The organism is Frateuria sp. (assembly GCF_035695185.1).
In the GTDB taxonomy this organism is placed as follows: Bacteria; Pseudomonadota; Gammaproteobacteria; order Xanthomonadales; family Rhodanobacteraceae; genus Frateuria_A.
Window position 1 is genome coordinate 1 of sequence record NZ_DASSES010000105.1, and the last position, 25,229, is coordinate 25,229.

The window sequence follows — 25,229 nt, forward strand, 5'->3', positions numbered from 1 at the left end:
GCCGCCAGGTGGAAGACGGTGTCGATACCCCGGCAGGCGCGTTGGCAGAAGTGCGGGTCACGCACGTCGCCGGCGATGATCTCCACCTCGTTCCGGCACTCGATGTCCTCCAGCCATCCCCAATGGCTGAAGGAGTTGTACTGCGCCAGCGCCCTCACGGAATATCCCTCGCGCACCAGCAACTCGGTGAGGTGCGAGCCGATAAAGCCATCGGCTCCAGTGATCAATGCGGTTCTTGTTTGCGTCATGGGATTTTCAAGGGGCCGTCGTTAGGGCTGGGCAACGCCGCTGCGGGTAATGCCGCCTGCGCGCCCATTCCGGACCAGTATGAAGTCAAACGCCGATGTCCGGACAGGCGTACTTCGCACCGGGGAGCGACGAGCCAGACCGTGCTCAAGGAATGGTGCGCCGGTTGGCGGTGAGGCCATGCCACCCCGGCCAGGCTCCCCATGCCAACGCTCACGTGGTCCGTGAAGCCTCGCGTGCGCCGCGGCTCTCGACCACGATGACCCTGTCGCATGCTCGCAAGGACGTTTCCTTGTGTGCGATCACCACGATGGTCTTCTTGCCGGAAAGACGGCCAACGGCTTCGTTGAAGGCCCGTTCGGTCTGGGCATCGAGGGCGCTGGTGGCCTCGTCCATCAACAACACCGGCGGGTCCCGGTAGAGGGCACGTGCGATGCCGATACGCTGGCGCTGCCCGCCGGACAGCCGGATACCCCGGTCTCCGATCGGCGTGCCGTAGCCTTCCTTCAGTTCGCTGACGATGAACTCATGGATCTGTGCCGTGCGGGCGGCGCGTTCCACGGCATGCATGTCGATGTCGCCGGGCGATAGGCCGAAGGCGATGTTTTCCGCCACGGTGGCATCCGCCAGGTAGATGTGTTGCGGTACGTAACCGATGGCCCGCTGCCAGGCAGCAACGTTGGCGCCATCGATGGTCGTATCGTCCACGCGCAGGGCGCCTGCCTGCGGGTGCAGGAGACCAAGCAGAAGGTCCATCAACGTGCTCTTGCCCGCTCCGCTCTTGCCGGTGATGCCGGTGCTGCTGCCCGCCGGTATGACGAGGTCGAATTGATCGAGGACGGGCTCGTCCGGCGTCGAGGGATAGGCGTAACGGAGCTGTTCCAGGCGGATGTCCCGTTGGGGCGCCAGTGCGACGGCGGCCATGGTCCCCTTGTCTTCCGGCAGCAGCAGATCGCGATGGATCGCATCCAGGGCGGCCGAGGAGAACTTCAGCTTGGCGAATCCGCGATACATGATCTGTGCCGAGGGAAGCATCCGGTAGGCGGCGAAGCCGTACAGGCCGAGCGCGGGCAGGACGTGGGCGATGTCGCCACTCTGCAGCATCAGCAGCAGTGCGATGACGATCAGGCCGCTGTAGCCGACGGCTTCCACCAGGTACAGGGGCGACTGGCTGAGGGTGTCGCTGGCGGCGAGGTGGCGCGAATACAGGCGGGAGGCGTCGTTGAATTTCTGCTGGTACGCCGTCGCCGAATGGGTGATCTTGACGTCCTTGATCCCGCCTAGCGCCTCGTTGCAGGACTGGAACCGCTGGCCGTTCGCGATCTGCCGCTCCTTGCCGATGCGCGCGAGGTGCCGGCGCACCAGCCCGTAGATCGCCCCGTACAGGAGCCCGACCACCAGCACGATCGCGAGGGCGGTGAGCGGGTTGTAGAGGAAGATCAGCAACAGCATGGCCAACACCACCGTGCCCTGGGCGATCAGTTGCGACAGCGGCTGGATCAGGTTGAACAGGAGCTGGTCGACTTCCGAGAGCACGTTCTGGCCCAGCACGGACGAGTTGTGGGACAGGAAATACTCGTACGGCTGGTGCAGGTAGCGGGAAAGCAGGCGCGCACTGATGGAGTGGCGCAGCAGATGCACGAACCGGTTCACCAGGTGCAGCGTGACCGCCTTGAACGCCGAAGAGGCAAGCACGATGGCGATCGAGGCAAGCCCCATGGCGGTGATGAACGCGCGCAGGTCGTGGAAGTGCAATGCACTGTAGGTTGCGTGCAGCCAGGGGTTTTCGTGGATGACGGCCGGCCGGCCCAGCACGGACAGGAACGGCATGATCGACAGGACACTCCCGGTCTCGGCCACGGCCATCAGGATCACCAGAACCATCATCCATACGGACCTGCGCCGCTCGGGCCGCGTGAAGATGCCCCAGATTTTCTTCAGGTCACCCAGCATGGTGCGTGCTCGTGGCGGTGGGACGGTGGCTGTCGATACCGGTTGGCCGCGCGGTCACTGGCTTGCCGATGCATCGAGGCCGCCGAGCTGTGCCTGGAGGCGGTGGATCGTGTCGTCCAGCCGCCCGGCCAGGTTCAATATCTGCAGCCCGCCCAGCGCCCGCAGGGCCTCGTGCTTCTGGTCGAGCGCAATCAGCATGCGAACCAGCGTGATGCGGTAGGCGGGCTCGCTCGGGGCGGCCTCGACCGCAGCCTGCGTCATGCGCAGCCCGAGCGCGTGGTCGTCCAGGACGTTCCATGCGTAATTCCCGTAGGACGCCAGCAGCCGCGCGCTCGGATCGGGATGAGACAGCGCGGCGAGGAACGCTTCGACCATCCGGTCCTTGGGCAGGTCGCAGAGCTGCTCACGTGCGCAGTCGGTGAGCGCGCCCAGCGAGCTTTCGTCCTGCACGCCGGGCTTCTTCGCCTTGAGCTTGGCGACCATGGAATCCCACCACGCATCCTTGAGCGGAAGGTGCATGCGGGCGTTCATGAAGATCAGCGCCTGCTGCGGCAGGATCGACGACTTGGGCAACGCCGCCGCGCGTTCAAGCGGCGCGTAGGCCAGGTGGGTGAAGCGCGAGGCCGGGTCGTAGTGCGAGTAGATGATGTAGGTGCGGCCGAGCTCGTACTGGGCACGCGGGGACTGGGGCGCACGGGCCGCAAGTTCCTTGGCCAGGTGCAGCGGATCGCCCCAGGCGATCGCGGTGGTGGCCGTCATTCCGATCCACCAGACCGCAAGGGCGGCCAGCAGCGCCCGGCGGGGCAGGGCGAACATCGGCGCATCGGTGGATCCCAATGCGGCGAGCGGCGGGACGATGGCCAGCAGGAGCCCGAAGCTGGCGAAATAGTTCCGGTGTTCGTACACCAGTTCCAGTCGGAGGATGGTCCCGGTCAGCAGGTGGCAGCCGAGGAATAGCAGGATGCCCAGGGCGACCAGCGGCCTGCGCCGCCTGAGCCACAGCGCCAGCGCAAGCAGCACGGCGAGGGCAAGCAGGCCAGCGAAGGTCGACCAGGGCTGGAACAGTCCCGAGGAGACGACGAAATCGTCGTGGTAGAACGACAGCGCCCCGGGCGTGGGCAGCAGCGTCCAGGCCACGTAGTCGCTGACGATCCTCGCCTCGCTCAGCAAACGGGTGTGCAGAGTGAAATCACGCTGGGCCCAGGTCTCGGGGCGAAGCAACCCCGGCAGCAGCCAGGCCAGCCCCGTGACAAGCGGCAAGACCAGCACGGCCAGGAACAGCCCGATCACGCGCAAGTCGCGCTTTCCCGCACGGGTGCGGAAGCCGAAGAGCACCCATTCGATGGTGGCGGCATACAGCGGCAACATGACCGCCGTTTCCTTCGCCAGCACCCCGACGGCGGTCGGAAGGACCAGGCTCGCGAGGCAGACCAGGAAATACCGGTTGGCCGGCGAGGGCCTGTCCTCCCGCGGATCGGCGAGCATGCGGCAACGGCCCTCGACATAGCCGAGCAGGCCCAGCAGCACGAACAGGTTGGCCATGCTCTCCATGCGCTGGACCACGTACAGCACGGCGGTGAGGTTGATGGGTAGCAGCAGCCAGCCTGCGGCGATCAGCGCGGCGACACGCCCGGCGGTTCCTTCATCGCCGTAGCTGGCCGGCGCTGCCAGCCGCAGGATCCGCTTGGCCAGCAGGAAAAGCACCAGGCCGTTGAGCAGGTGGATGACCAGGTTGGTCAGCTTCATCCAGTAGGGGTCCAGCCCTGAGGCCAGGTAATTGGCGGCGAAGCTCAAGGACGCGAGAGGTCGCTTGAACTCGCTGGAAGGCGAGGACAGCGCGGCGCGTGCCAGCGAGCCCAGGTCGGCGTGTTCCGGCTGTACCCCGTGGTTGTCGACGATGTTGGGGTAGTCGTCGAAGATGTAAGCGCCGGAGAGCCCGGGCCAGTACACCACGCAGGTGACGACCAGGGCGGCGAGCAACCACCACCAGCCATGGGTCCTGCGCGTGGTCTGGTTCATGCGGGATCTGCTCTCTTCGCTCGCTGATCAGCCATGAGTGTATTGCGAAGCCTGGCCAACTCCCTATCCCAGTAATGCTGGTGTCGCATGACCCATGCATGGAGGCGTGGCATGCCGGCGGCAGGGGCTTCTTCCTGCTTGCGGACAAGCTCGTAATGGTCGAGATGGGCCAGCGCCTCGGCAGGGTACCCGGCCGCGCCGAGCAGGGAGGCCTGCTGGAGGGCGGCCGTGGTGCGCGCCTGCTGGTCGAGCGCGCGGTTGAAATCCGCCAGGGCCTCGTCCGGCCTGCCCTGCATCAGGTCGATGCGCCCCTGCAGGTGGTAGATGTCCTGACGGCGCCCGGCGCTGGACATGAGTCGGGGGCTGGTGCGCGCCGTCTCCAGCAGCTTGCCGATCGCTGCCATGGTCATTTCCGGACAGGCGGGGTGTTCGGTCTGTTTCAAGGCGCGTTCGAACCAGTGCTCGAGCAGACTGCCGGGATTCCGGGTGGTGCGCAGCGCCTCTTCCGCCGCCTGCCAGGTCCCTGCACGGATGTGGCCCATCTGGCACTCCGCCCCGACCAGGTTGAAGGCCAGTTGCACCTGCTCCGGCGCAGCGGCGAGGGCCGGCCTCAAGCGCGCCGCGGCCCCGGCCGGGTTGCCCGCATTCATTTCGGCTTGCGCGGCATTGGCCTGCGCACGGGGCGAGGCCGGGTTGAGCTTCGCCCACAGCAGGGCCTGGTCGTGGGTGTTGCCCCACAAGGACGTGCGCGCCAGGGTCAGTCCGGCCAGGCCGGCGAGCAGCACGAGGGCCAGGCTGGCCTTCAGTCGACGCCGGGTTTCCGGCTGGAGGCTGTTCGGCGGCTGCCGGTTGGCGACGGCGCGGACGCCTTGCGGCACGTCGCACAGCCACAAGGCCAGCGGCCAGAACATCATTACTGCGGGAAGGTAATTGCGGTGCTCGAAGTAAAGCTCCAGCGAGATCGTGCTCGACTCGATCGCTTGCCCCACCAGGAAGAACAGGATGGCCAGTGCGACGGCCGGCAGGCGCTTGCGCAAAACAATGGCGGCCCCTACCAGCGCGATGATCGCCACTATCGCCGGCAGCGTGCCCGGCGGCGACCAGAGGCCCGTCGAGACCACGATGTGATCGTTGAACAATCCGGGCGTGAAAGGCCGTGGCAGCCAGAGCAGCCCCAGGTAGTCGACCAGGATGCGTGGCTCGGTGAGCATGCGCTGGGCGAGCGTCCACGGACGTGTTGCGGAAATGTCGTGGGCGAGGCCGTGCCAGCCCCGGTAGATCAGGTAGACGGCCACCAGCACGGAAGGGACCCCTGCAAACACGGCCATCAGGTGACGGAAGCGCAGCCGGGTTTCCTTCCCCGGGAGGGGGCGAACAGGCGCTACCTGGTGCAGGAACGTGAACTCGATGGCGAACGCCAGTGCCGGGAGCAGCACGCCGTTGGCCTTGCTGAGGACGGCCAGTACGGTACAGCCGCCCAACCCCGCTGCCATGTAGAGCGTTCCCGCGCGGGTATTGCCCGACTGGAACGCGCGTCGGCCCCGCAGCCATAGCAACAGGCCGGCCAGCGTCCACAGCAGCGGAAGCATGGCCTCGCGCTGGACGATGTAGAGGGTGGTCGAAACGAAAAGGGGATGCAGCAGCCAGAACGATGCCCCGAGTACGGCGGCCCAGTCGGCGCGCATGGCAGCGCGTTTGCGCATGGCCTCGTCGGCCAGCTCGCCGGGAAGCCAGGCTTGCCCCAACTGGCGCAGCAACAGCGCGAGCAGGGCGCCGTTGAGCAGGTGCAGCAGCAGGTTGGTGCGCTTGAAGGGCCCGGGCGCGGCAGGCCAGTCGTGCGCGTCGACCAGGAACGAGAGCAGCGCGAGCGGCCGGCCGGTCGGATCGGCGGTGCCCGAGGTCACGTAGCGCCAGAACGCGGCGCCATTGTCGATGGGACCCAGCGCCCCCAGCGCGGGGAGGTTCGCGTAGTCGTCGAACAGGAAGCCGCCCTTCAATCCGGGCAGGTAGGCGAACCAGGTCAGGAGCAGGACGGCCAGCATCCCGATCCAGGGCCACCGCGAGGCTTTCGGCATCAGCTACTCCAAAACAAGAAGGGCCGCCCGTGGCGGCCCTTCGATGCAGACGTCGTGCGGATTAGCGGCAGGACGAAGGCATGTACTTGGGGGACAAGGTCGTGCTCTTGCAGCGCCATTCCACGCTGCCCGGATGGGTGATCGGCGACAGCAGCAGGGTCGAGGTGGTCTTGAGGGCCTTGTTCGCCTTCGGGCCACCGTAAGCCGCCGTGATGATACCGCCGGTGCCGACAGTCACGCTGCTGACGTACTGACCCCTGATGTCGGTGTTGGTGGCAAGACCTGCCGACCCGTTGGACTCCGGCAGCCTGCCCGTGGTGGTGTAGAACTCGCCGACGGCCGTCTTGGAGCCATCAGCCAGGGCCAGGCCCTCGGACACCTGCGAGCGGATGGTGTAGTCCTGGTAGGCCGGGATGGCGATGGCCGCCAGGATCGCGATGATCGCGACCACGATCATCAGCTCGATCAGGGTGAAGCCCTTCTGCAGATTCTTGTTCATGGTGGTTCCTCTTTGCTGGTTAGCTAACCGTTTTTGATGCCCCCTGAGCCCCGGTCCCGGATCCCCCTAGGCGGAATCGGACCCCACATGCTGCGGTCAGGAACGACCAGGAAGCTCGCGGTGTTCGAAGCAGTTTGCGTGCCACGCCCACTGCCTCTTTATTGCCGCATAGCTGCAGGCCGGGCGATTGTGCACGTCGTCACGAATGTCTACAACCTGTGTTCCAGCCGTGGAGCCCGGTTGGGGAAGCGTGATCCCTGCAACATCCTGCCGGCATGCCGCAAGGGGGCAGCTACTGCCCAAGTTTGTCAGTGCCGCCCCAATAAGGCCGTGCGTCAGCGGCAGGTCGAGGGCAGGTACTTGTCGGGCAGCGTCGTGCTGGAACCGTTGCAGGTCCATGCGATGCTGCCGCTGTGGGTAATCGGCGAAAGGGCGAGCGTGACGTCGTGGATCTGGACGTTCGCCTTCGGGCCCTTGAAGGCGACCAGGACCTTGCCGCCCGACACGTCCACGCTCGAGACATAGCTGCCCTTGATATCGTTGGCGTCGGCCAGTCCGGCGGACTGGTTGTTGGAGGGAAAGTGACCGTTGTTCGACACGTAGTCCCACACGGCCGCCTTGGCGCCAGTCGACAGACTCATGCCTTCGATGACCTGGCCGCGTATGGCGTAATCCTGGTAGGCAGGGATGGCGATGGCCGCCAGGATGGCGATGATCGCCACCACGATCATCAGTTCGATAAGCGTGAAGCCCTTACTGGCGTACTTGGCGCACATGGGAAGGTCCGGTTAGGTAAATGGCATGGGTAGGCAAGCACGTCCCGTACCGTCCAGGTCGGTTTTTAACGCCACATCTTGCCCGCGTGATGAGGGTCACACCGGATCCATTCCGCTTGGGCGGGGTGGCAAGGCACGCCGGGTCGCGACCCAGTGCGCCACTCGCTGTAGCGCGTGCCACGCGAGCAGAATTTCCTGGCCGCGGAACGGAATTGAATACCGGGGTTCTGCTTGCAGGGTCGAATAGAGCAGGGTGACGTACAAGAACAGCAGGCCGGCGATCGGCGCAATGTGGGCATTCGGCGCCCGCCACAACACCCCAATGCAGCCCGCGAAGGCCAGCAGCATCAGCAGCGGATTGAACCCATGGCAAACCGAGACCCACGCGCGTAGCAGTAGTTCCTGGTCGAGGGGGGAGTGGATCGTGGGGTAGACGTAGATATCGCCCTGTCCCATGCGGATGCTCCAGCCCCAGAGTAAGGCTGGTTTGCTTATGTACCACGCGAGGTAATGAAGAGGGGCGGCGGCCATGCGTTTGGCCATGAGACGAATCCCGCCGCGCGGATGGCTCAACATCACCCTCGATTCGGCTCCTATCGCATGCAGCGTGCGGGCAGCCTCGGGATTGCCTTGTACTGACTGTAGGTACGCAGCGTGGTATTCGGGCCACGACCCCTGGACCAGATTGAGTAATGCTCGCCCGCTCGACGAAGCACCGGAAGTCAGCTGGGCATTGCGCACGCCCCAGGCAAGCGGCAAGACAAGGGCGCTTATGGCAAGTATGACCGCGAGGCGCGGTGGGACGCGGCGTCTGAGGTAGAGGACGGCGGCGAGCAGCGCGGCGAAAGGAACGAGGACCGCGTTGGTCAGCGACGACATGCCGAAAATAAGTCCCGCTGCCGCGGTCCACGCCGCCTTTCCGCGTGCGAAAGCCTCGCGTGCGAGGTACAACGCCACAGCGCACAGAAAGCCAAAAAGTGTCTCGGTAAGCAGGAAACTGTCGATAGTGATGCTATGAGGCCAGGCCGCCATGAGCAGGCCGGCGCCGATCAACCACTTGTCGGGAATCCAGCCACGCGCGGCCAGCATCGAGAACGTAACGGTAAGCGAACCGAGCAAGGCCTGCGCCAGTAGCACCGCTGCGTACCAGCGGGGAAAGCTGTCGAACAGCTTCATCCAGAACGCGAGGAAAATGGGATAACCGGGATCCCTGAAGCTGTCGCCGACCACCTGCCCGCTGCCTGGGCCGGCCTTGGAGAAGACGCCGTGGTGGACGAGGTTCCAAGCATATGCATGATACTGGACAGCGTCGCCACGCACCGGTTGGTAGACTTGGGCGTGGCACAGGTAGTACCAACGCAGCCCGAAGGCCGTGACCGTAATTGCGGTGAGTACGAATATCCACGGCAATCGCCCAAACTTCCCATTGCTTGGGACGGTTCTTGCCTCAAGTTCCATCGACCTTCCCCCCTAACTTGGCTGGTCGGAAGATACGCGCTCCGCCTTCGGTTGACGAGGACGCGACCTGGCTTGCGCCGGCGCGGTGACACCGCGTACCGTCACCGGCTACGTCAGCGTTCGAGGGAACCCATGAAAGCTTTGCTCGCAGCACTTGCCGTGGCTCTGGTTTCGATGCCGGCCGTGGCGGTCGACCTGGAAACCCATACCCCCCACCCGTTCAACGTGCGCGACCTGGTGATGATGGACCGGGTCAGCGACCCGCAGCTGTCGCCCGACGGCCGTTACGCCGCGTTCGGCGTGCGCAGCACCGACTACGCCGCCAACAAGGGCGTCAATGCGATCTACGTGCTGGACCTGAAGAAGGGCGGCGACCCGGTGAAGGTGGTGGAGAAGGGCGGTTCGGCGCGCTGGGCGCCCGACGGGCACGCGCTCTATTACGTGGCCCCGGCCGATGGCGTGGCGCAGTTGTGGCGGGTGGACCTGGGCAGCGGCGGCAGCCTGGACCTGGCCGGGCACCCGGCCGCGGTGCAGGTCAGCCACGGCGTGCTTGACCTGGGTGGCTACAAGCTCTCGCCGGACGGCAAGAGCGCGCTGCTCTCCTACGAGGTCTACACCGATTGCGCGGACCTGGCCTGCACCAAGGAGCGCATCGATGGCCGCGAGAAGAACAAGGCGACCGGCACGGTCTACCACAAGCTGTTCGTGCGCCACTGGGACACCTGGGCCAATGGCCGCCGCAACCAGCTGTTCGTCGCCCGCTTCGACGGCCAGGGCATGCTGCCGGCCGAGCCGACCCTGCTCAGCCGCGGCATCGACGGCGACATCCCGAGCAAGCCTTTCGGGGATGAAAGCGAGTTCGCGTTCTCGCCCGACGGCCGCACGGTCTACTTCGACGTGCGCATCGCCGGCACCAGCGAGCCCTGGTCGACCAACTTCGACCTCTACCGCGTGCCGGCCGACGGCTCGGCCGCGCCGCAGAACCTGACCGCGGCGAACAAGGCCTGGGACGCCTATCCGGTGCCCTCGCCGGACGGCCGTACGCTCTACTACCTGGCGATGAAGGAACCTGGCTTCGAGGCCGACCGCTTCGCCATCATGGCGATGGACCTGCAGAGCGGATCGACGCGCGAGATCGATCCGCAGTGGGACCGTTCACCGGGCGCGCTCACCATCGCGCAGGACGGCAAGACCCTCTATGCCACCGCCGACGACGAAGGCCAGCACCCGCTGTTCGCCATCGATGCCGCCAGCGGCAAGGTCACCAAGCTGGTCGGCGACGGTGCGGTGGGCGGCTACTCGCTCCAGGACGGCAAGCTGCTGCTGGCGCGCGATGATCTCAGGCACCCGGTCGACCTGTACCTGGCCAATGCCCGTGGCCGCGGCCTGAAGCAGGTCACCCACTTCAACGCCGAGCGGCTGAAGAACGCGAAGACTGGTGATTTCGAGTTCTTCACCTTCAAGGGCTGGAACAACGACACGGTGCAGGGTTACGTGGTCAAGCCGGTCGGCTACAAGCGCGGCCAGAAGTACCCGGTCGCCTTCATCATCCACGGTGGTCCGCAGGGCGCGATGACCAACGACTGGAGCTACCGCTGGAACCCGCAGACCTACGCGGGCCAGGGCTTCGCGGTGGTGACCATCAACTTCCATGGCTCGACCGGATACGGCCAGGCCTTCACCGACTCGATCTCTGGCGACTGGGGCGGCAAGCCGCTGGAGGATCTCAAGGCCGGCTGGAAAGCCGCGCTGGACAAGTACAGCTTCCTCGACGGCGACAATGCCTGCGCGCTGGGCGCCAGCTACGGCGGCTACATGACCTACTGGATCGCCGGCGTGTGGAACCAGCCCTGGAAGTGCCTGGTCGACCACGACGGCGTGTTCGACGCACGCATGATGTACTACGCCACCGAGGAGCTCTGGTTCGAGGAGAAGGAGAACGGCGGCACGCAGTTCGATCATCCGGAAAACTACGAGCGCTTCAACCCGATCGACCACGTCAAGGACTGGCGCGTGCCGATGCTGGTGGTGCACAGCGGGAACGATTTCCGCATCCCCATCACCCAGGGCCTGGGCGCGTTCACCGCGCTGCAGCGCCGCGGGATTCCCAGCGAGTTCCTCACTTTCCCGGAAGAGAACCACTGGGTGCTCAAGCCGCAGAACAGCGTGATGTGGCATGAGACGGTGAATGCGTGGTTGAAGCGGTGGACGTCCAGGCACTGAAGAGCACCCCCCCAGCCCTCCCCTGCAAGCAGGGGAGGGAGTACGTGACTTGGCCCATCCCCGCATTTGCCTCCCCTGCAAGCAGGGGCGGGAGTACGTGGTGACCAGCTTCGGCCTGCCGGAGGTTGCTCCTCCCCCTGCTCGCAGGGGGAGGTTGGGAGGGGGTAGCTTTTCCTCTCCCCAGGATGTGGAAGTCGGGCGTGGAGCTCAGATGGGAACGTGCGCGCAAGTTGCGCAACCATGCCACCGATGCCGAGCGCCGCTTGTGGCATTACCTGCGGCGCGAGCAACTGGCTGGCTGGAAGTTCCGCCGCCAGTATCCGGTCGCCAGGTTCATCGTGGATTTCGCCTGCGTGCCTCCCCGCCTGGCCATCGAGCTCGATGGCGGACAACACGCCGACAAGTGCCGCTACGACGCCAGCCGCACCCGCCTGATCGAGGCCGAGGGCTATCGGGTGTTGCGCTTCTGGAACGACGACGTGCTGTTGCGGGTGGATACCGTGCTGGAGGAGATCCTGCGGTATCTCGGCGAGGTGTAACCGAGGCTCCAAAGGGGAGGTCGTTCACTCGTCTGGCTTCCGGCTCCTCCGCCTGTTTGCAGGCAGGGTGAGAGGGTATGCCCTACAGCCACTTCACCCGCTTGAGCCAGGTGTAGATGCCCCCCACCACACCCGCCACCACCACGATCACCAGCGGATACGCCCAGGGCCGGTCCAGCTCGGGCATGTGGGTGAAGTTCATGCCGTACCAGCTGGTGATCAGCGTGGGTGCGGCCAGCAGCGCGGCGTAGCCTGCCAGGCGCTTCATCACCTCGTTCTGCCCGAAGGTGACCAGCGAAAGGTTCACGTTGATCGCCGCAGCGAGCATCTCGCGCATGGCGGCGATCGATTCATTGACGCGGAACACATGGTCGTAGACGTCGCGGAAGTAGGGGCGCAGGTCGTCCGGGATCAGCTGCGGGTGCATGCGCACCAGCTGGTTGGTGATGTCCTGCAGAGGCGCGACGGCCAGGCGCAAGGTGGTCAGGTCGCGTTGCATGTCGTACAGCCGGCGCACCGTGCTGCGCTTGAAGGTCTCGGCGAAGATGTCCGCCTCGAGCCGGTGCAGCTCCTCACGGAAGTCGCGGACGATCGGCAACATGTTGTCGACGATGAAGTCCAGCACGCCGTACAGCCCGTAGCTGGGACCGTTGCGCATCAGCTCGTGTGCCTGCTCGCAGCTGCGCCGCGCCGGCGCGTAGGACAGCGAGGCGCCGTGGCGGACGGTCACCAGGTAGCGCTCGCCGAAGAAGATCTGCGTCTCGCCGAAGGCCAGGTTGCCGTCGACCACCTGCGCCGTCTGCACCACCAGGAACAGCGAGTCGCCATAGGCCTCCAGCTTGGTGCGCTGGTGTGCCTTGTGCGCGTCCTCCACGGCCAGGTCGTGCAGGTCGAACTCCTCCTGCAGCTTCAGCAGCAAGGGGGCGTCCGGCTCGTGCAGGCCGACCCAAACGAAGGTGCCGGGCTCCCGCAGGACGTCGCTGATCGCGTCAAGGCTGACGTCGCCGATGCGGGTGCCGTCGCCACGGTAGGCGATGCAGTTGACGACCATGCCGTTGGCCGGTGTCGGCGAGTCCGGTCCGTGCGAGCTGGCGGATGTCATCGGCGCATGATGCGCGGCAGCCGGGCGCGAGGCAATCGGTAGCAGGAGCGCACCGTCTGCGCGACCGGCATGGCTCGCGCGCAGCCCGCGGTCGCGCTCCGGTGCGTGTCTACAGGGAATGCCTCGCGCGCATGCCCCAGGCCAGCGCCAGCCACACCGGCATCGCGAACAGCAGCCAGGGCTGGTTCTGTTGCACGGTGCCGGGGAGCAGGTGCAGCAGCACCGCGGCCAGCAGGGCGAACAGCTGCAGCAGGAGCACGGCATCGGCAAGGCGCGAGGCGGGCAACCGGCGCCTGGCGCGCCACGCGGAGGGAAGCAGCGCGAGCGCGAGCGGATTGAACAAGAGCAGGTTGGCGTTGGCCCAGGCGGCGTGGTGGGTTGTCAGCAGCCACAGGATGAGCAGGCCGATGCCGGCCAGTCCCGCGAACAGCAGGTAGAAGCTGCCGAGGAGGGCGAAGCCGCTGGGCCAGAAGCGGCGGGCGAGCAGCAATACCGCAGCCGCGGCCAGCCCGGCCAGGGCGAGCGGAAGGCGCAGGTCGGGAGGCGTGGCCGGGGGCGTTTCCAGGCGGTTGGGCGAGACCAGCTCGGTGCCGGTCACCAGGGGATGCATGCCCTGCGGGCCGGCCACGCGTGCGGTCGACAGTTCCCGCGCCAGCACGGCGGGCAGGAAGCTCTCCTGCCATGCGTCGAGCGGCTGGTCCGCGTAGGGTCCCAGCCCGAGGTCGAGCAGCAGCATCAGCCACGGCTGCGCGCTCATCAGGCGGACGGTCTGCTGGCGGTAGGTCATGCCGCCCGGGCGGGCGGTGAGCTGGGCCTGGAGCACCCCGCCGAGCGCGCGGTCCAGTGCGTCGCGCACGCGCGTGGTGCAGTTGTCGACGTAGTAGTCGTAATCGTAGCGCGCGTTTTCCGGGCGCAGGTTCCACAGCAGGAAGTCGCGCAGTGCGGCGGCCTGTGCCGGCGTGAAATCGAGCCGTTGGCGGGTGACGGAACGGCCGGCCTGGATGTACCAGTCCTCGTCCAGCGTCGCGGGCGCGGCATCCATCAGGTAGTGCATGCGCCCGCGCGCAAAGTTGAGCAGGAACCCGCGCTCGTCGAAGTCGAACACGCCGTAGTTGAAGTTGTAGGCCTCGCCACTGACCGTGTCGCGCACCTCGATGGCGTCGTGGCCGAACCGTTCCCAGTAGGTCTCGCCGGGTCCGTAGGTGATCAGCGAGACCTCGAGGTTTGCCCCCGGGGCATTGGCGACGCCGGCGTGGGCGCGCGGGACCAGGACGAGCGCGAGGAGCAGGCAAAGCCAGGCGCGCCCCAGGCAGGAGCGCACCTTGTGTGCGACGGGGCTGGCGGGACGATGGCGGCCACCGCGCACGAGGTGTGCTTCAGGCATCGAGCGCCTGCCGGGTCACGTGGAACTGCTGCACGCGTCGGTCGTCGGCTTCGGTGACGATGAACAGGTAGCCGCCGAACACCACTTCCTCGCCCGCCTCGGGCAGGTGGCCGAACTCGGCGGTCGCCATGCCGCCCACGGTGTCGAACTCCTCGTCGGAGAAGGTCGCGCCGGTCTGCTCGTTGAAGTCGGCGATGGGGGTCAGCGCGCTGACCATCCAGCCGCCGCCGGGCAGTTCGTGCATCAGGCTCGGCTCGTCCTCGTCGTCGTGCTCGTCGTCGATTTCGCCGACGATCTGCTCCAGCACATCCTCGATGGTGATCAGGCCGGCAACGCCGCCGTACTCGTCCACCACCAGCGCCATGTGGTTGCGCGAGCGGCGGAATTCCGCCAGCAGCACGTTCAGGCGCATCGATTCGGGAATCAGGACCGCCGGGCGCAGCAACAGGCCCAGGTCGAAGCCCTCGCCGTCGCCGAAATACTTGAGCAGGTCCTTGGCCAGCAGGATCCCGACGATCTCGTCCTTGTCCTCGCCATGCACGGGAAAGCGCGAGTGGCCCGATTCGACCACCTTGGCGAGGATTTCCGGCAGCGAGGCATCCGCCGCGATCATCACGATCTGCGCGCGCGGGACCATGACGTCGTCCACGCTGAGCTCGGTGACCTTGAGCGCACCCTCCACCATGGTGAGGGTGTCGTTGGACAACAGGCCGTTGGCCTGGGCGGCGCGCAATTCCTCGATCAGTTCGTCGCGGTTGCGCGGTTCGCCGGAAAACAGGTGGCCCAGACGATCCCACCAGGAGCGGTGGGGGGCCGGGCCGTTGGTACTGCCAGGGTCGTCGTTCATCAACTCGGGAGGGAGCGCCCCGTGGAAGGGCGGAAAGCCGGAGTCTAACGGAAAAAACGTGGAGATTCAGGGCACAAGCGGGTCTCTCCCCAGCCCTCCCCTGCAAGCAGGGGAGGGCGCCGATGCAAGCGGGGGCGATCGCGCAAGGTGCCGGGCTCCTCCCCCTGCCTGCAGCGGGAGGCCGGGAAGGGGTAGTTCTCAGGCGTAGGGATCGGCGATGCCCAGCCCGGCCAGGATGCGCCGTTCCAGCGCTTCCATCGCCTCGGCGTCGGCCTCCTCGATATGGTCATAGCCAAGCAGGTGCAGCGTGCCGTGCACGGTCAGGTGCGCCCAGTGGTCGCGTGGCTTCTTGCCCTGTTCGGCCGCTTCGCGGGCGACCACCGGCGCGCAGATGGCCAGATCGCCGATCAGCGGCAGGTCGACGCCAGGCGGCAGCTCGGCAGGAAAGGAAAGCACGTTGGTGGCGTAGTCCTTGCCGCGGTAGTCGCGGTTGAGCGCCCGGCCTTCCTCGGCGTCGACGATACGGACGGCGACCTCGGCCGGCTTGCGCCGCCGGGCTCCCCGCAGCGCCGCCGCCACCCACTGGCGGAAGCTGGCCGGTGCGGGCACGCCTGTGCGGGGGACCGCATAGCTCACGGCAGTCTGGGGAGCGGGCGGCGTTTCCGCCTGGGCGCGCCGGGCCTTGCCAGTCACGCGGGGCCGCCCTTCTTTCCCGCGCCGGGCTCCTCGCTCGCCTGCTCGAATGCCTCGTACGCCCGCACGATCTTGGCGACCAGCGGATGGCGCACCACGTCGCGCGAGGTGAAGAAGGTGAAGCTGATGCCGTCGACGCCCCGCAGCACCTCGATCGCGTGGCGCAGGCCCGAACGGATGTGCCGCGGCAGGTCGATCTGGCTGACGTCGCCGGTGATCACCGCCACCGAGCCGAAGCCGATGCGGGTCAGGAACATCTTCATCTGCTCGACCGTGGTGTTCTGGGCTTCGTCGAGGATCACGTAGGAATCGTTGAGCGTGCGTCCGCGCATGTAGGCCAGCGGCGCGATCTCGATGACGTTGCGCTCGATCAGCTTGGCGACCTTCTCGAAGCCGAGCATTTCGTAGAGCGCGTCGTACAGCGGACGCAGATAGGGATCGACCTTCTGGCTCAGGTCGCCGGGCAGGAAACCGAGCTTCTCGCCGGCCTCCACCGCCGGGCGCACCAGCAACAGGCGCTGCACGCGGTTGGCTTCCAGCGCCTCGACCGCGCTGGCCACCGCCAGGTAGGTCTTGCCGGTACCGGCCGGGCCCACGCCGAAATTGATGTCATGGGTGGCGATCGCGTGCAGGTAACGCGCCTGGCTGGGACCGCGGCCCTTGATCACGCCGCGCTTGACCTTGATCACCACGTCCTGCGCGCCCTCGGCGGCCTCGTCGACCATCGCGTCGATGCCCGACTCGGCCAGCTGCAGGTTGATTTGGGCGCCGGTGAGCGTTTCGCTTTCGGTGGCGGCGTAGAGCGCGCGCAACACCCGCTCGGCGGCACGGGCGGGCACTTCTTCGCCGATCACCTTGAACAGGTTGCCGCGATGGTCGATCTCCACGCCCAGGCGCAACTCGACCTGGCGCAGGTGTTCGTCGAACGGCCCGCACAGGTTCGCCAGCCGAGCGTTGTCTTCCGGGTCGAGGGTGAAGTCGCGTTCGTTGAGGCCGTTGGTCATGGGGCTCCGTGAGTTGGCTCCTCTCCCTGCTTGCAGGGGGAGGCCGGGAGGGGGCTCTGATGTCGCCAAGGGCGACCCCTCCCCAGCCCTCCCCTGCAAGCAGGGGAGGGGGTTGAATCTCTAGAGCCCTCCCCTGCAAGCAGGGGAGGGGGTTGAATCTCTAGAACCCTCCCTGCAAGCAGGGGAGGGGGTTGAGTCTCTAGGCGACGACGGCTTCCTCGGCCAGGTGCACCCGCCCGCGCAGCGAGTTGGTCATGGCCTCGGTGATTTCGACGTCGATGAACTGGCCGATCAAACGTGCGTTGCCGGGGAAGTTCACGAAGCGCATGTTTTCGGTGCGACCGGTGAGCTCGTCCGGGTTCTTGCGGCTGGGCTTCTCCACCAGCACGCGCTGTACGGTGCCGACCATCGCTTCATTGATGATCCGCGCGTTGTCGTTGATCTTCGCCTGCAGCTGCGACAGGCGTGCGTGCTTGACCTCGGAGGGCGTGTCGTCGGCGAGGTTCGCCGCCGGCGTGCCGGGGCGGGCGGAGAAGATGAAGGAGAAGCTCTGGTCGAAACCGACGTCCTCGATCAGCTTCATCGTCTTCTGGAAATCGTCCTCGGTCTCGCCGGGAAAGCCGACGATGAAGTCCGAGCTGATGCAGATGTCCGGGCGCACCGTGCGCAGCTTGCGGATCTTCTGCTTGAACTCGAGCGTGGTGTAGCCGCGCTTCATCGCCGCCAGGATGCGGTCGGAGCCGGCCTGCACCGGCAGGTGCAGGAAGTTGGCGAGCTTGGGCACGCTGGCGTAGGCCTCGATCAGCGAGTCGGAAAACTCCAGCGGGTGCGAGGTGGTGAAGCGGATGCGGCCGATCGGCTCGATCTGGGCGATCGCATGGATCAGCACGGCCAGGTCCGCGGTGCCGCCGTCATGCGTCGGGCCCTGGTAGGCATTGACGTTCTGCCCCAGCAGGGTGACCTCGCGCACGCCCTGCTCGGCCAGCTGCGCCACTTCCACCAGCACGTCGTCGAACGGGCGGCTGATCTCGGTGCCGCGCGTATAGGGCACCACGCAATAGCTGCAGTATTTGGAGCACCCTTCCATGATCGAGACGAAGGCGGTGGGGCCTTCGGCGCGCGGCTCGGGCAGGCGATCGAACTTCTCGATCTCGGGGAAGGAGATGTCCACCTGCGGCTTGCCGCTCTCGCGCTTGGCGTCGATCAGCTCGGGCAGGCGGTGCAGCGTCTGCGGGCCGAACACGAGGTCCACGAACGGCGCGCGCTTGATGATCGCCTCGCCCTCCTGGCTGGCCACGCAGCCGCCGACCCCGATCAGCACCGGCTTGCCGCCCTGCTTGAACTCCTTCCAGCGGCCGAGCTGGCTGAACACCTTCTCCTGCGCCTTTTCGCGGATCGAGCAGGTGTTGATCAGGATCACGTCCGCCTCGGACTCGTCCTGGGTCAGTTCCAGGCCGTGCGAGGCCTTGAGCACGTCGGCCATCTTGGCCGAGTCGTACTCGTTCATCTGGCAGCCGTGGGTCTTGATGAAGAGTTTGCCGCTCATGGGCTGGGGTACCGTTTGCCTGAGGCGCCAGCGGATGGGCGCCGAACCGCACAGTTTACGCGGGTGGGTGAGCGGGTTCCAGTTTCCGGGGTGAATCAGGCACTTGCGGTCGGGGCGGCGGTCTCCGGCCGTCCGGTCACGACCGGACGGCTCCCGCTGCGCTTCTGCGCCTTTGCGCGAGGCCTCGGAAGTCCAGACCAAAGCTTGCCATTGCGCACGGAACCGCGGGGCGGTGCTGGCTTCCGCCCCGCCATGGGGGCAAACTCCGCGCATGTTTGCCGCCGCACGCCATGGGGAGAGCGCCGGCGCGGTTTCCGCTGCTTTCCCAGGTCGCACGATCCTGCGAAGGATCGCGCTCGCATGTGTGCTGTCGGCGGGTTTGCTCTGGTTGCCCAGGGCCCATGCCGGTGCGCTGTACCAGTGCACTGGGTCCGGCGGGGAAACGGTGTACAGCAGCACCACCGCCGGCTACGGCGGCTGCCGCAAGGTGGCGTCCTTCGCCGACGCGCCGCGCCGCAGGCCCCGGGCGCCCGCACGCAAGCGGGTCGCCTCGCTGGCGGGCGTGCACGGCTGGGTACAGACCACGGCGCGGCCGGTATCGCTGGCCGAGGTCGAGGGCTCGGTGCAGACCACGGCGCGGACCGTCGACCCCGGCAAGTGGACCTATCGCGAGGATGCCGACCGCATGGCCGCCGCGCCGGCACCCGCGAACCGGGTGCTGCGCGGCGCGGTGTACCGGGTGGAGAAGGCCGACGGCTCGGTCGAGTACACCAACCTCCGGCCGGGCGGCGGCAAGGGCCGCGCGGTCACCACGCTGTTCACGTACATCGCCACCTGCGTTGCCTGCAACCTGCACTCGACCATCGACTGGAGCCGGGTGCGGCTGAACCTCACCGCGTACGCCGCGGCCATCCGCGCGGCCAGCGCGGAATCGGGTGTGAACGAGGCCTTCCTGCGCGCCGTGATCCACGCCGAGAGCGCATTCAACCCCAACGCGCTCTCGCTCAAGGGCGCGCAGGGCCTGATGCAGCTGATGCCCGCCACTGCCAGTGACATGGGCGTGCTCGATGCCTTCGATGCCGCCCAGAACATCCGCGGCGGCGCCCGCTACCTTGCGCAGCTGCTGCGGACCTTCGGCGGTGACGAGCAGCTCGCCGCGGCGGCCTACAATGCCGGACCGGGGGCCGTGCAGCGTTACAACGGCGTGCCGCCCTTCGCGGAGACCCGGGTCTACGTGAAACGCGTCGGCGAGCTGCGCCGGCGCTATGGCACGGCGCTGCATGGGCCGATGGCCGCGATGCGCAGCAGCGGCGCGCCCTGATCCGTTTCCCTTAGGATGGTGCCACCCGTGTGCCATCCGGACCGGGCGTTTGCGCGCGGCCATCCGTCCCAACCACGGGCCAGTCATCGACCATGGACCTACCGTCTCTTCCGCTGCCCGAAGGTGCGCGGCGCGGCAGCCTCGCCTGCGTCGGCCTGGGCATGACCCTGGGCTCCCACCTCACGCCGCTGGCGCGCAGCCACATCGAGCAGGCGGATGTCGTGTTCGCCGGGCTCTCCGACGGCATCGTGGAGCTGTGGTTGCAGCGCATGCACCCGGACGTGCGCAGCCTCCAGCCGTACTACGCGGAAGGCAAGTCGCGCCTGGAAACCTACCGGGAATGGGTCGGGCTGATGATGGCCCAGGTGCGTGCGGGCAAGCGGGTCTGCGGTGTGTTCTACGGCCACCCGGGCATCTTTGCCTGGTCGCCCCACAAGGCTGTCGCCACGGCGCGGGCGGAGGGGTTCGAGGCACACATGGAGCCGGGGGTTTCGGCGGAGGATTGCCTTTACGCGGACCTGGGCATCGACCCGGGGCGCTTCGGTTGCCAACACTACGAGGCCAGCCAGCTGCTGCTGTTCGAGCGGCGCATCGATCCGACGGCCTACCTGGTGCTGTGGCAGGTCGGGCTGGTCGGGGATCGCTCGCTGACCCGCTTCCAGACCGGACCGGCCTATCGCCAGGTGCTGGTCGACCTGCTGAGCCGGGACTACCCGCTGGACCACCGGCTGATCGTCTACCGGGCCGCCACGCTGCCGATCGAGAAGCCGCGCATCCGCCGACTGGCCCTGCGCGACCTGCCGCGGGTGCCATTGACCGCCGAGGAGACGGTGGTGCTGCCGCCGCTGCGGCCGATGCAGCCGAACCTGGCGATTCGGGAGCGCCTGGCCGAGCTGGATCGGGCAAGCCTGCTGGACCGGAACGCCGCGGAGGCGTCCTTCGGCGCCCAGGCGGCGGCGAGGCCAGCCACCGACCCGGCAAATGGCTAGACTAGCCGCGGCGCGGCAGCCAGGCAGCGCAGGGAAGGGGGACCGATGTCAGACACGATTGATCTGCTCGAGGCGATCGGCCGCGACGCCTCGCTTCGTCATGCCCCGGCGCATGAACTCCAGCAACGGCTGCAGGAAGCAGGGGCATCGGGCGCGCTGAAGGCGGCCGCGTCGTCCGGTGACGCCTCGCGGCTGGCCGTCGAGTTCGGCCCCAAGGCCATGTACAGCCCGCAGACGTCGCAGACTTTCCACGAAGACGAAGGGCTGGGGGAAGAGGAGGGGCCGCCGCCCTTGCCGTCGCCCGACCCCGACTCCGATCACGCTCCCCCCCAGCCCTAGCGCCATCGACATGGCCAGGTGGTGGTGCCAGAGTGCGCGACCCGCGCTGGCGGGCCTGTTCCTGTGCACGCTCGCGCATGCCGTCCACGCCGATGCCCCGATCGGCGACCCGTCGGCCTTTCTCCAGCAGACCGAGCAGGTACGCACCCGCGACAACGCGCGTTACGTACGGATGCTCGAACAGATCCACCGCCAGGCTCCGCATCTGACCCCCGCCGAGCAATGGCGGCTGCGTTATCTCGACGCGTGGCAGACGGCTTACCGGGGCGACTACGCCCAGGCCGAGCCGGTGCTCCGGGATGTCATCGCCCACTCCGGCGACCGCGCCCTGGCCGCCAAGGCATCCGCGCTGCTGATGAGCAACCTGGCGATCAACAGTCGCTACGAGGAGGCCTTCGCGCTGGCCAACCGGTTGGCCAGTGAACTTCCCGGGATCACCGACAGGCTGGCCCGTTTCATCGTGCTGGCCAATCTGTCGCAGGCGATGAACCTGGCCGGCGAGCAGGATCTCGCGCTCCGCTACGCCCGCATGATGGAGCAGCGGCTTCCGCCGGGCGAGACGCTGTGCAGTCCGCGCAACATGCAGGCCGCTGCGCTCGACCAGGCCGGGCGACTGCACAGCGCCAGCCCCGAGCTGACGCGGGCGATCGACACCTGCCTGGCCGCCGGCCAGCCGGTGCTGGCCAACACCATGCGACTGGTCAAGGTGCGCCTCTATCGCAACGAGGGCCACCCGCGCGAGGCCCTGGCCTTGCTTATGCGGATCGGTCCGAGCATCCGGGCCAGTCGCTACTTCAGCCACCTTCGCGGCGCGCAGTCGGAACTGGCGCTGACCTACGAGAAGCTGGGCGAGGATGACCAGGCCCGCAAGGCAGCGCTGGCCGTGGTGGCGATGAGTTCACCGGGCGACGCCAACACGTGGCTGCAGGAGGCCTACGAGCTGCTCTATCGGATCGCCAGGAAGAAAGGCGACACCGCCGCGGCGCTGGACTACTACGAGCATGCCGTCGCCCAGGACCGACTCAACCTGAACGACGTCGGTGCGCGGGCGCATGCCTACCAGGTGGTGCAGCAGCACCTCCTGACCCGGAAGCTGGAGACCGAAGCGCTCAGCAGGCAGAACAACATCCTCAGGCTGCAGCAGGCCCTGGCCACCAAGGCCGCCGAGACAGGCCGTCTGTACAACCTGCTGCTGCTGGTGGTGCTCGCCTCGATCGTCTTCTGGCTCTTGCGGCTCAAGCGCTCCCAACTGCGCTTCAAGAAGCTGGCCCAGCGTGACAGTCTCACCGGCATCCTCAACCACCAGCACTTCATCAGGGAAGCCGAGCGCAACCTGCAGCTGCTGGACAAGCGTGTCGGCCATGCCTGCCTGGTCGTGCTCGACCTGGACCACTTCAAGTCGATCAACGACACCCACGGCCATGCGGTGGGCGACATGGTGCTCAAGCGCACGGTCGCCGCCTGCCAGCGACAGTTGCGGCCGGCCGACGTGTTCGGCCGGCTCGGGGGCGAGGAGTTCGGCATTCTGCTGCACGAGTGCTCCCGCGAGCAGGGGATGGACATCGCCAACCGCATCCGCCTGGCCATCGCCGAGGCGCCCGACGGGGAGGAGGGGGGCGATGTCGCGGTGTCGGCCAGCGTCGGCCTGGCATCCACCGCCACCTCCGGCTACGGCGTGCAGCGGCTTTGCAGGGAAGCCGATGCGGCGCTCTATCGCGCCAAGCGCGCGGGGCGCGATTGCGTCATGGGCGATGTCGAGATGGCGAGCGCCCTGGTCCAGGCCCGCTGACTGGGGCCTTCGTCCGGTCTGGCGCGGGACGTGGCGCCTACCGGCGCGTCGCCAGCACCCCATCCAGCGCCAGTCGGGTGTTGAAGCCGGCGTTCTCCAGTCGACGCGCGACTTCGCGCGGCACGTCGCGGCCGCTGGTGAGCTTGTTCGGGCTGCCGGTGTAGTGGAACAGGCGGCCACCCCGGCGCAGCACGCGGGCGAGCTGATCGTAGAACGCCTGCGCATACAGTTCGCCGGCGATGCCGAAGCGCGGCGGGTCGTGCAGCAGGGCATCGACCGAGGCGTCGGCCACCTGCCGGATCGCCGCGGTCACGTCGGCGTGGGTCAGTTGCAGACGGCCACCGGTCGCTGCGGCGTCGGGGTCGGGCGACCACGGGTTGAGGGTGCGCAGCCACAACACGTCGGGGTTCTTCTCGAACGAGTGGATGCGCACCACACCGGCCTCCAGGCAGCAGCCGGCGAAGTAGCCCAGCCCGCCGCAGGTGTCGAGCACCACCTTGCCGCGCGGCTCGATGAGGGCCACCTTGCGCCGCGCGTCCTCGACCGGCGAGTCCTTGGCGGTGGGCAGCATCTTGATGCCGTCGATCTCGAAGGTCGGCGCCCCCCACCCGGTCGGCACCAGCTTGATCAGCGAGCCGGAGAAGCGCGACACCGGTGCGAATGCCTCGCCGTCCCAGTAGTAGACGGTGCGGTCCTTGAGCCGGGCCGGGTACGGGTAGGACCGGTCCTGCCATCGCCATGCATCCGCGAGCAGTGCCACGTCGGCGCGCGAGCGGTCCAGGTCCAGCGACCCGTGCCATGCGCCGCTGCCGGCTTCGCGCGCGGCAGCCAGCGAGTCGGCGACCGGGCGGGTGAGCAGTGGACCGGGGTAGTGCGACACGGAGGGCGATTTCCTTGGTGGGGGCGCGTGCGGGAGCGCGACCATAGCGAATCGGCGCCCGGCCGGCCATTCCCGACGGCCAGCCGTCCGTAGGAGTGCACCTGCGCGCGACCGGGATGCCGCTCCGGGCGACACCGGACATGGCGGTCGCGTTCGGATGAGCTCCTACAGGGGATCGGCGGACGCCTGGCTGGACAGCCATCCGTCCGGCGCGAGGCTCGTCGCCAGCATGACCTCGTTGATGTCCCGATGTGCGGTCCAGGAGAACGCGGCGCGGTTGGCCGGTTCCAGCCAGAACCGGTTGATCGCCGCGCGCAGCGGCACCTGCGCGCGCAGGGCGTCGACCGCCGGTCGCAGGCGCCGGTCGTCGGTGGCCAGGCGCTCGATCGCCGCCAGGCCGATGGCCAGGCCCAGTTCCCTGAATCCCAGGCGCGCGTCGGCGGGTGCGTAGAGCGGCAACTGGCAGTGGGGCAGGCTGGCCGCCGCGCTTTCGAGGATGTGGCCGAGCAACGCCCGGCAGTGCTCCGCGCCCGCGCGCACGAGCCGTTCCAGGCGCAATGCGTCCATCAGCAGGCCGCCCAGGCCAAGCGGGTCGCCGGTGGCCAGCGGGCTGGCTTCCAGCATGGCGGTGTAGTCCGCAACGGCCTCGTTGAGGGGCGGCGCCGGCGCCTGCAGCGAGGCTGCGGTGGCGCGCAGGACCAGGGTGGTGACCAGCCCGTCGAGCGCATCGTGCTGGCCCATCGACGCGACCAGCGGACGCGAGAGGTCGGTGCTCATCTTCCAGTACAGGCGCCGATGGCCGTGCACCGCTGCGTGGGTAAAGGCGCGATGGGCGGTGTCCGCCAGCTCGCATGCCCAGCGGCTTGCTTGAGGTTCGCGGCGGCACCGGGCGGCCAGGTCGAGGGCCTGCATCCAACGGGTCAGGTAGTGGAAGTACTGGCCGTCGCGCTCCCACTCCAGGCGCTCGTCGACGGGTTCGTCCGGACGGCGCTCGGGCAGCGGCTTGCCGATGCGCAGGCCGGCGCGGGTCGGGTGGTCATCGCTGGCCTGTCCGCAGCGGCCGGCGAGCCAGCCGCGGCGACTGTCGTCGGCGCGGAAATGGCCCAGCACCGCGTGCACCTGGTGGATGAGGCGCTGCGCGAGCGCGTCGAATCCGGGCCCCGCGCCGTCCCGCGCCAGGCCGAGGAAATTGCCGACCGCGAAGGCGTCGGTCCACAGGTAGCGCACCGGCGCCATGTCGGCCGCAAGGCCCGTGCGACGCGCGAACTGCGCCATGAGTTCGATCGCGGCGAGGGTGTCCGGGGCGGGCATGGCGCAAGCCTTGTCCCGGCCCCCCGAAGGGGGCGTGAAGCCCGGCGGGTGCCGCGACCGGCTTGCCGGGATGGGACGCACCGCAAGAACCGCCCCTCGCCCGCTGTGCCGCATGCGGGCAAGGGCCCACAGCCTTCAGCTCCCTCTCCCCGTCGAGAGAGGATCGGGGTGTGAGGGGCCGGGGCTCGCCGGGACCCGCAGCGATGTCGGATGCGTGCTCTCCGGCTCCCACGCGC

At 67.7% G+C, this 25,229-nt stretch carries 21 protein-coding genes; 6 read left to right on the forward strand and 15 right to left on the reverse strand.

The annotated features are described in order from the left end of the window. The 7 genes from VFH59_RS08240 to VFH59_RS08270 form a co-directional block, all read right to left on the reverse strand. Positions 1 to 248, reverse strand: a 248-nt coding sequence (locus tag VFH59_RS08240; RefSeq protein ID WP_325164404.1) for a GDP-mannose 4,6-dehydratase, incomplete at its 3' end; no start/stop codon positions are given. A gap of 211 nt (positions 249 to 459) precedes the next feature. Continuing rightward, positions 460 to 2,199, reverse strand: a complete 1,740-nt coding sequence (locus tag VFH59_RS08245) for an ABC transporter ATP-binding protein (protein WP_325164405.1) — start codon at positions 2,197 to 2,199, stop codon at positions 460 to 462. A 54-nt stretch (positions 2,200 to 2,253) separates the two neighbouring features. After that, a complete protein-coding gene (locus VFH59_RS08250; protein ID WP_325164406.1) occupies positions 2,254 to 4,218 on the reverse strand; it encodes a hypothetical protein in 1,965 nt (654 codons plus the stop codon). Further along, the gene (locus tag VFH59_RS08255; protein ID WP_325164407.1) at positions 4,215 to 6,293 is read right to left on the reverse strand and encodes a tetratricopeptide repeat protein; all 2,079 of its coding nucleotides are present in this window, start codon (positions 6,291 to 6,293) and stop codon (positions 4,215 to 4,217) included. Before VFH59_RS08255 ends, VFH59_RS08250 begins: the two co-directional genes overlap by 4 nt. A gap of 61 nt (positions 6,294 to 6,354) precedes the next feature. Continuing rightward, positions 6,355 to 6,792, reverse strand: coding sequence for a pilin (locus VFH59_RS08260; RefSeq protein WP_325164408.1), 438 nt, complete (start codon positions 6,790 to 6,792; stop codon positions 6,355 to 6,357). Positions 6,793 to 7,127: 335 nt separating this feature from the next. Then, complete coding sequence (locus tag VFH59_RS08265) at positions 7,128 to 7,568, reverse strand: pilin (protein WP_325164409.1); 441 nt, start codon at positions 7,566 to 7,568, stop codon at positions 7,128 to 7,130. Between the two features lie 96 nt (positions 7,569 to 7,664). Beyond that, positions 7,665 to 9,026, reverse strand: coding sequence for a hypothetical protein (locus tag VFH59_RS08270; RefSeq protein WP_325164410.1), 1,362 nt, complete (start codon positions 9,024 to 9,026; stop codon positions 7,665 to 7,667). A gap of 132 nt (positions 9,027 to 9,158) precedes the next feature. On the opposite strand from VFH59_RS08270, the gene VFH59_RS08275 reads away from it, so the two are divergent. Both VFH59_RS08275 and VFH59_RS08280 read left to right on the forward strand, forming a co-directional pair. After that, entirely contained in the window at positions 9,159 to 11,249 is a 2,091-nt protein-coding gene (locus tag VFH59_RS08275) for a S9 family peptidase (protein ID WP_325164411.1), read from the forward strand. A gap of 200 nt (positions 11,250 to 11,449) precedes the next feature. Continuing rightward, complete coding sequence (locus VFH59_RS08280; protein ID WP_325164412.1) at positions 11,450 to 11,788, forward strand: endonuclease domain-containing protein; 339 nt, start codon at positions 11,450 to 11,452, stop codon at positions 11,786 to 11,788. An 82-nt stretch (positions 11,789 to 11,870) separates the two neighbouring features. Here the strand turns inward: VFH59_RS08280 and VFH59_RS08285 are convergent, their stop codons facing one another. From VFH59_RS08285 to miaB, 6 genes are all read right to left on the reverse strand, one after another. Beyond that, positions 11,871 to 12,890: a magnesium and cobalt transport protein CorA gene (locus VFH59_RS08285; RefSeq protein WP_325164413.1), complete on the reverse strand. Its 1,020-nt coding sequence runs from the start codon at positions 12,888 to 12,890 to the stop codon at positions 11,871 to 11,873. Between the two features lie 109 nt (positions 12,891 to 12,999). After that, complete coding sequence (locus VFH59_RS08290) at positions 13,000 to 14,274, reverse strand: DUF4105 domain-containing protein (RefSeq protein ID WP_325164414.1); 1,275 nt, start codon at positions 14,272 to 14,274, stop codon at positions 13,000 to 13,002. After that, positions 14,267 to 15,121 carry an HlyC/CorC family transporter gene (locus tag VFH59_RS08295; RefSeq protein WP_325164415.1) on the reverse strand — a complete coding sequence of 285 codons (855 nt, stop codon included), beginning with the start codon at positions 15,119 to 15,121 and terminating at the stop codon, positions 14,267 to 14,269. Before VFH59_RS08295 ends, VFH59_RS08290 begins: the two co-directional genes overlap by 8 nt. Positions 15,122 to 15,319: 198 nt before the next feature. Further along, positions 15,320 to 15,814: an rRNA maturation RNase YbeY gene (gene ybeY, locus VFH59_RS08300; protein WP_414655867.1), complete on the reverse strand. Its 495-nt coding sequence runs from the start codon at positions 15,812 to 15,814 to the stop codon at positions 15,320 to 15,322. Then, positions 15,811 to 16,818, reverse strand: coding sequence for a PhoH family protein (locus VFH59_RS08305; protein WP_325164417.1), 1,008 nt, complete (start codon positions 16,816 to 16,818; stop codon positions 15,811 to 15,813). Before VFH59_RS08305 ends, ybeY begins: the two co-directional genes overlap by 4 nt. Before the next feature lie 199 nt (positions 16,819 to 17,017). Then, positions 17,018 to 18,364 (reverse strand): tRNA (N6-isopentenyl adenosine(37)-C2)-methylthiotransferase MiaB, encoded by a 1,347-nt coding sequence (gene miaB, locus VFH59_RS08310; protein WP_325164418.1) that lies wholly within the window; start codon positions 18,362 to 18,364, stop codon positions 17,018 to 17,020. A gap of 445 nt (positions 18,365 to 18,809) precedes the next feature. Between miaB and VFH59_RS08315 the strand changes: the two genes are divergently transcribed. From VFH59_RS08315 to VFH59_RS08330, 4 genes are all read left to right on the forward strand, one after another. Next, positions 18,810 to 19,685 (forward strand): lytic transglycosylase domain-containing protein, encoded by an 876-nt coding sequence (locus VFH59_RS08315; RefSeq protein WP_325164419.1) that lies wholly within the window; start codon positions 18,810 to 18,812, stop codon positions 19,683 to 19,685. A gap of 92 nt (positions 19,686 to 19,777) precedes the next feature. Beyond that, positions 19,778 to 20,674: an SAM-dependent methyltransferase gene (locus VFH59_RS08320; protein WP_325164420.1), complete on the forward strand. Its 897-nt coding sequence runs from the start codon at positions 19,778 to 19,780 to the stop codon at positions 20,672 to 20,674. A gap of 45 nt (positions 20,675 to 20,719) precedes the next feature. Then, positions 20,720 to 21,013: a hypothetical protein gene (locus VFH59_RS08325; protein WP_325164421.1), complete on the forward strand. Its 294-nt coding sequence runs from the start codon at positions 20,720 to 20,722 to the stop codon at positions 21,011 to 21,013. A gap of 10 nt (positions 21,014 to 21,023) precedes the next feature. Continuing rightward, positions 21,024 to 22,802, forward strand: coding sequence for a GGDEF domain-containing protein (locus VFH59_RS08330; protein ID WP_325164422.1), 1,779 nt, complete (start codon positions 21,024 to 21,026; stop codon positions 22,800 to 22,802). 37 nt (positions 22,803 to 22,839) lie between these two features. On the opposite strand, the gene VFH59_RS08335 is transcribed toward VFH59_RS08330, so the two are convergent. Next, on the reverse strand, positions 22,840 to 23,727 hold the full coding sequence (locus VFH59_RS08335) for an SAM-dependent methyltransferase (protein ID WP_325164423.1): 888 nt from the start codon (positions 23,725 to 23,727) through the stop codon (positions 22,840 to 22,842). A gap of 120 nt (positions 23,728 to 23,847) precedes the next feature. Next, positions 23,848 to 24,993, reverse strand: coding sequence for a hypothetical protein (locus VFH59_RS08340; RefSeq protein WP_325164424.1), 1,146 nt, complete (start codon positions 24,991 to 24,993; stop codon positions 23,848 to 23,850). Positions 24,994 to 25,229: the final 236 nt, after the last annotated feature.

What these genes read in the sequence shown, in the direction of transcription:
- VFH59_RS08265 (WP_325164409.1), bottom strand. Translation starts at nt 7,568, where the DNA reads ATGTGCGCCAAGTACGCCAGTAAGGGCTTCACGCTTATCGAACTGATG.
- VFH59_RS08245 (WP_325164405.1), bottom strand. Translation starts at nt 2,199, where the DNA reads ATGCTGGGTGACCTGAAGAAAATCTGGGGCATCTTCACGCGGCCCGAG.
- VFH59_RS08295 (WP_325164415.1), bottom strand. Translation starts at nt 15,121, where the DNA reads ATGAACGACGACCCTGGCAGTACCAACGGCCCGGCCCCCCACCGCTCC.
- VFH59_RS08250 (WP_325164406.1), bottom strand. Translation starts at nt 4,218, where the DNA reads ATGAACCAGACCACGCGCAGGACCCATGGCTGGTGGTGGTTGCTCGCC.
- VFH59_RS08270 (WP_325164410.1), bottom strand. Translation starts at nt 9,026, where the DNA reads ATGGAACTTGAGGCAAGAACCGTCCCAAGCAATGGGAAGTTTGGGCGA.
- VFH59_RS08325 (WP_325164421.1), top strand. Translation starts at nt 20,720, where the DNA reads ATGTCAGACACGATTGATCTGCTCGAGGCGATCGGCCGCGACGCCTCG.
- VFH59_RS08260 (WP_325164408.1), bottom strand. Translation starts at nt 6,792, where the DNA reads ATGAACAAGAATCTGCAGAAGGGCTTCACCCTGATCGAGCTGATGATC.
- VFH59_RS08335 (WP_325164423.1), bottom strand. Translation starts at nt 23,727, where the DNA reads ATGGTCGCGCTCCCGCACGCGCCCCCACCAAGGAAATCGCCCTCCGTG.
- VFH59_RS08330 (WP_325164422.1), top strand. Translation starts at nt 21,024, where the DNA reads ATGGCCAGGTGGTGGTGCCAGAGTGCGCGACCCGCGCTGGCGGGCCTG.
- miaB (WP_325164418.1), bottom strand. Translation starts at nt 18,364, where the DNA reads ATGAGCGGCAAACTCTTCATCAAGACCCACGGCTGCCAGATGAACGAG.
- VFH59_RS08275 (WP_325164411.1), top strand. Translation starts at nt 9,159, where the DNA reads ATGAAAGCTTTGCTCGCAGCACTTGCCGTGGCTCTGGTTTCGATGCCG.
- VFH59_RS08285 (WP_325164413.1), bottom strand. Translation starts at nt 12,890, where the DNA reads ATGACATCCGCCAGCTCGCACGGACCGGACTCGCCGACACCGGCCAAC.
- VFH59_RS08290 (WP_325164414.1), bottom strand. Translation starts at nt 14,274, where the DNA reads ATGCCTGAAGCACACCTCGTGCGCGGTGGCCGCCATCGTCCCGCCAGC.
- VFH59_RS08320 (WP_325164420.1), top strand. Translation starts at nt 19,778, where the DNA reads ATGGACCTACCGTCTCTTCCGCTGCCCGAAGGTGCGCGGCGCGGCAGC.
- VFH59_RS08340 (WP_325164424.1), bottom strand. Translation starts at nt 24,993, where the DNA reads ATGCCCGCCCCGGACACCCTCGCCGCGATCGAACTCATGGCGCAGTTC.
- VFH59_RS08255 (WP_325164407.1), bottom strand. Translation starts at nt 6,293, where the DNA reads ATGCCGAAAGCCTCGCGGTGGCCCTGGATCGGGATGCTGGCCGTCCTG.
- VFH59_RS08305 (WP_325164417.1), bottom strand. Translation starts at nt 16,818, where the DNA reads ATGACCAACGGCCTCAACGAACGCGACTTCACCCTCGACCCGGAAGAC.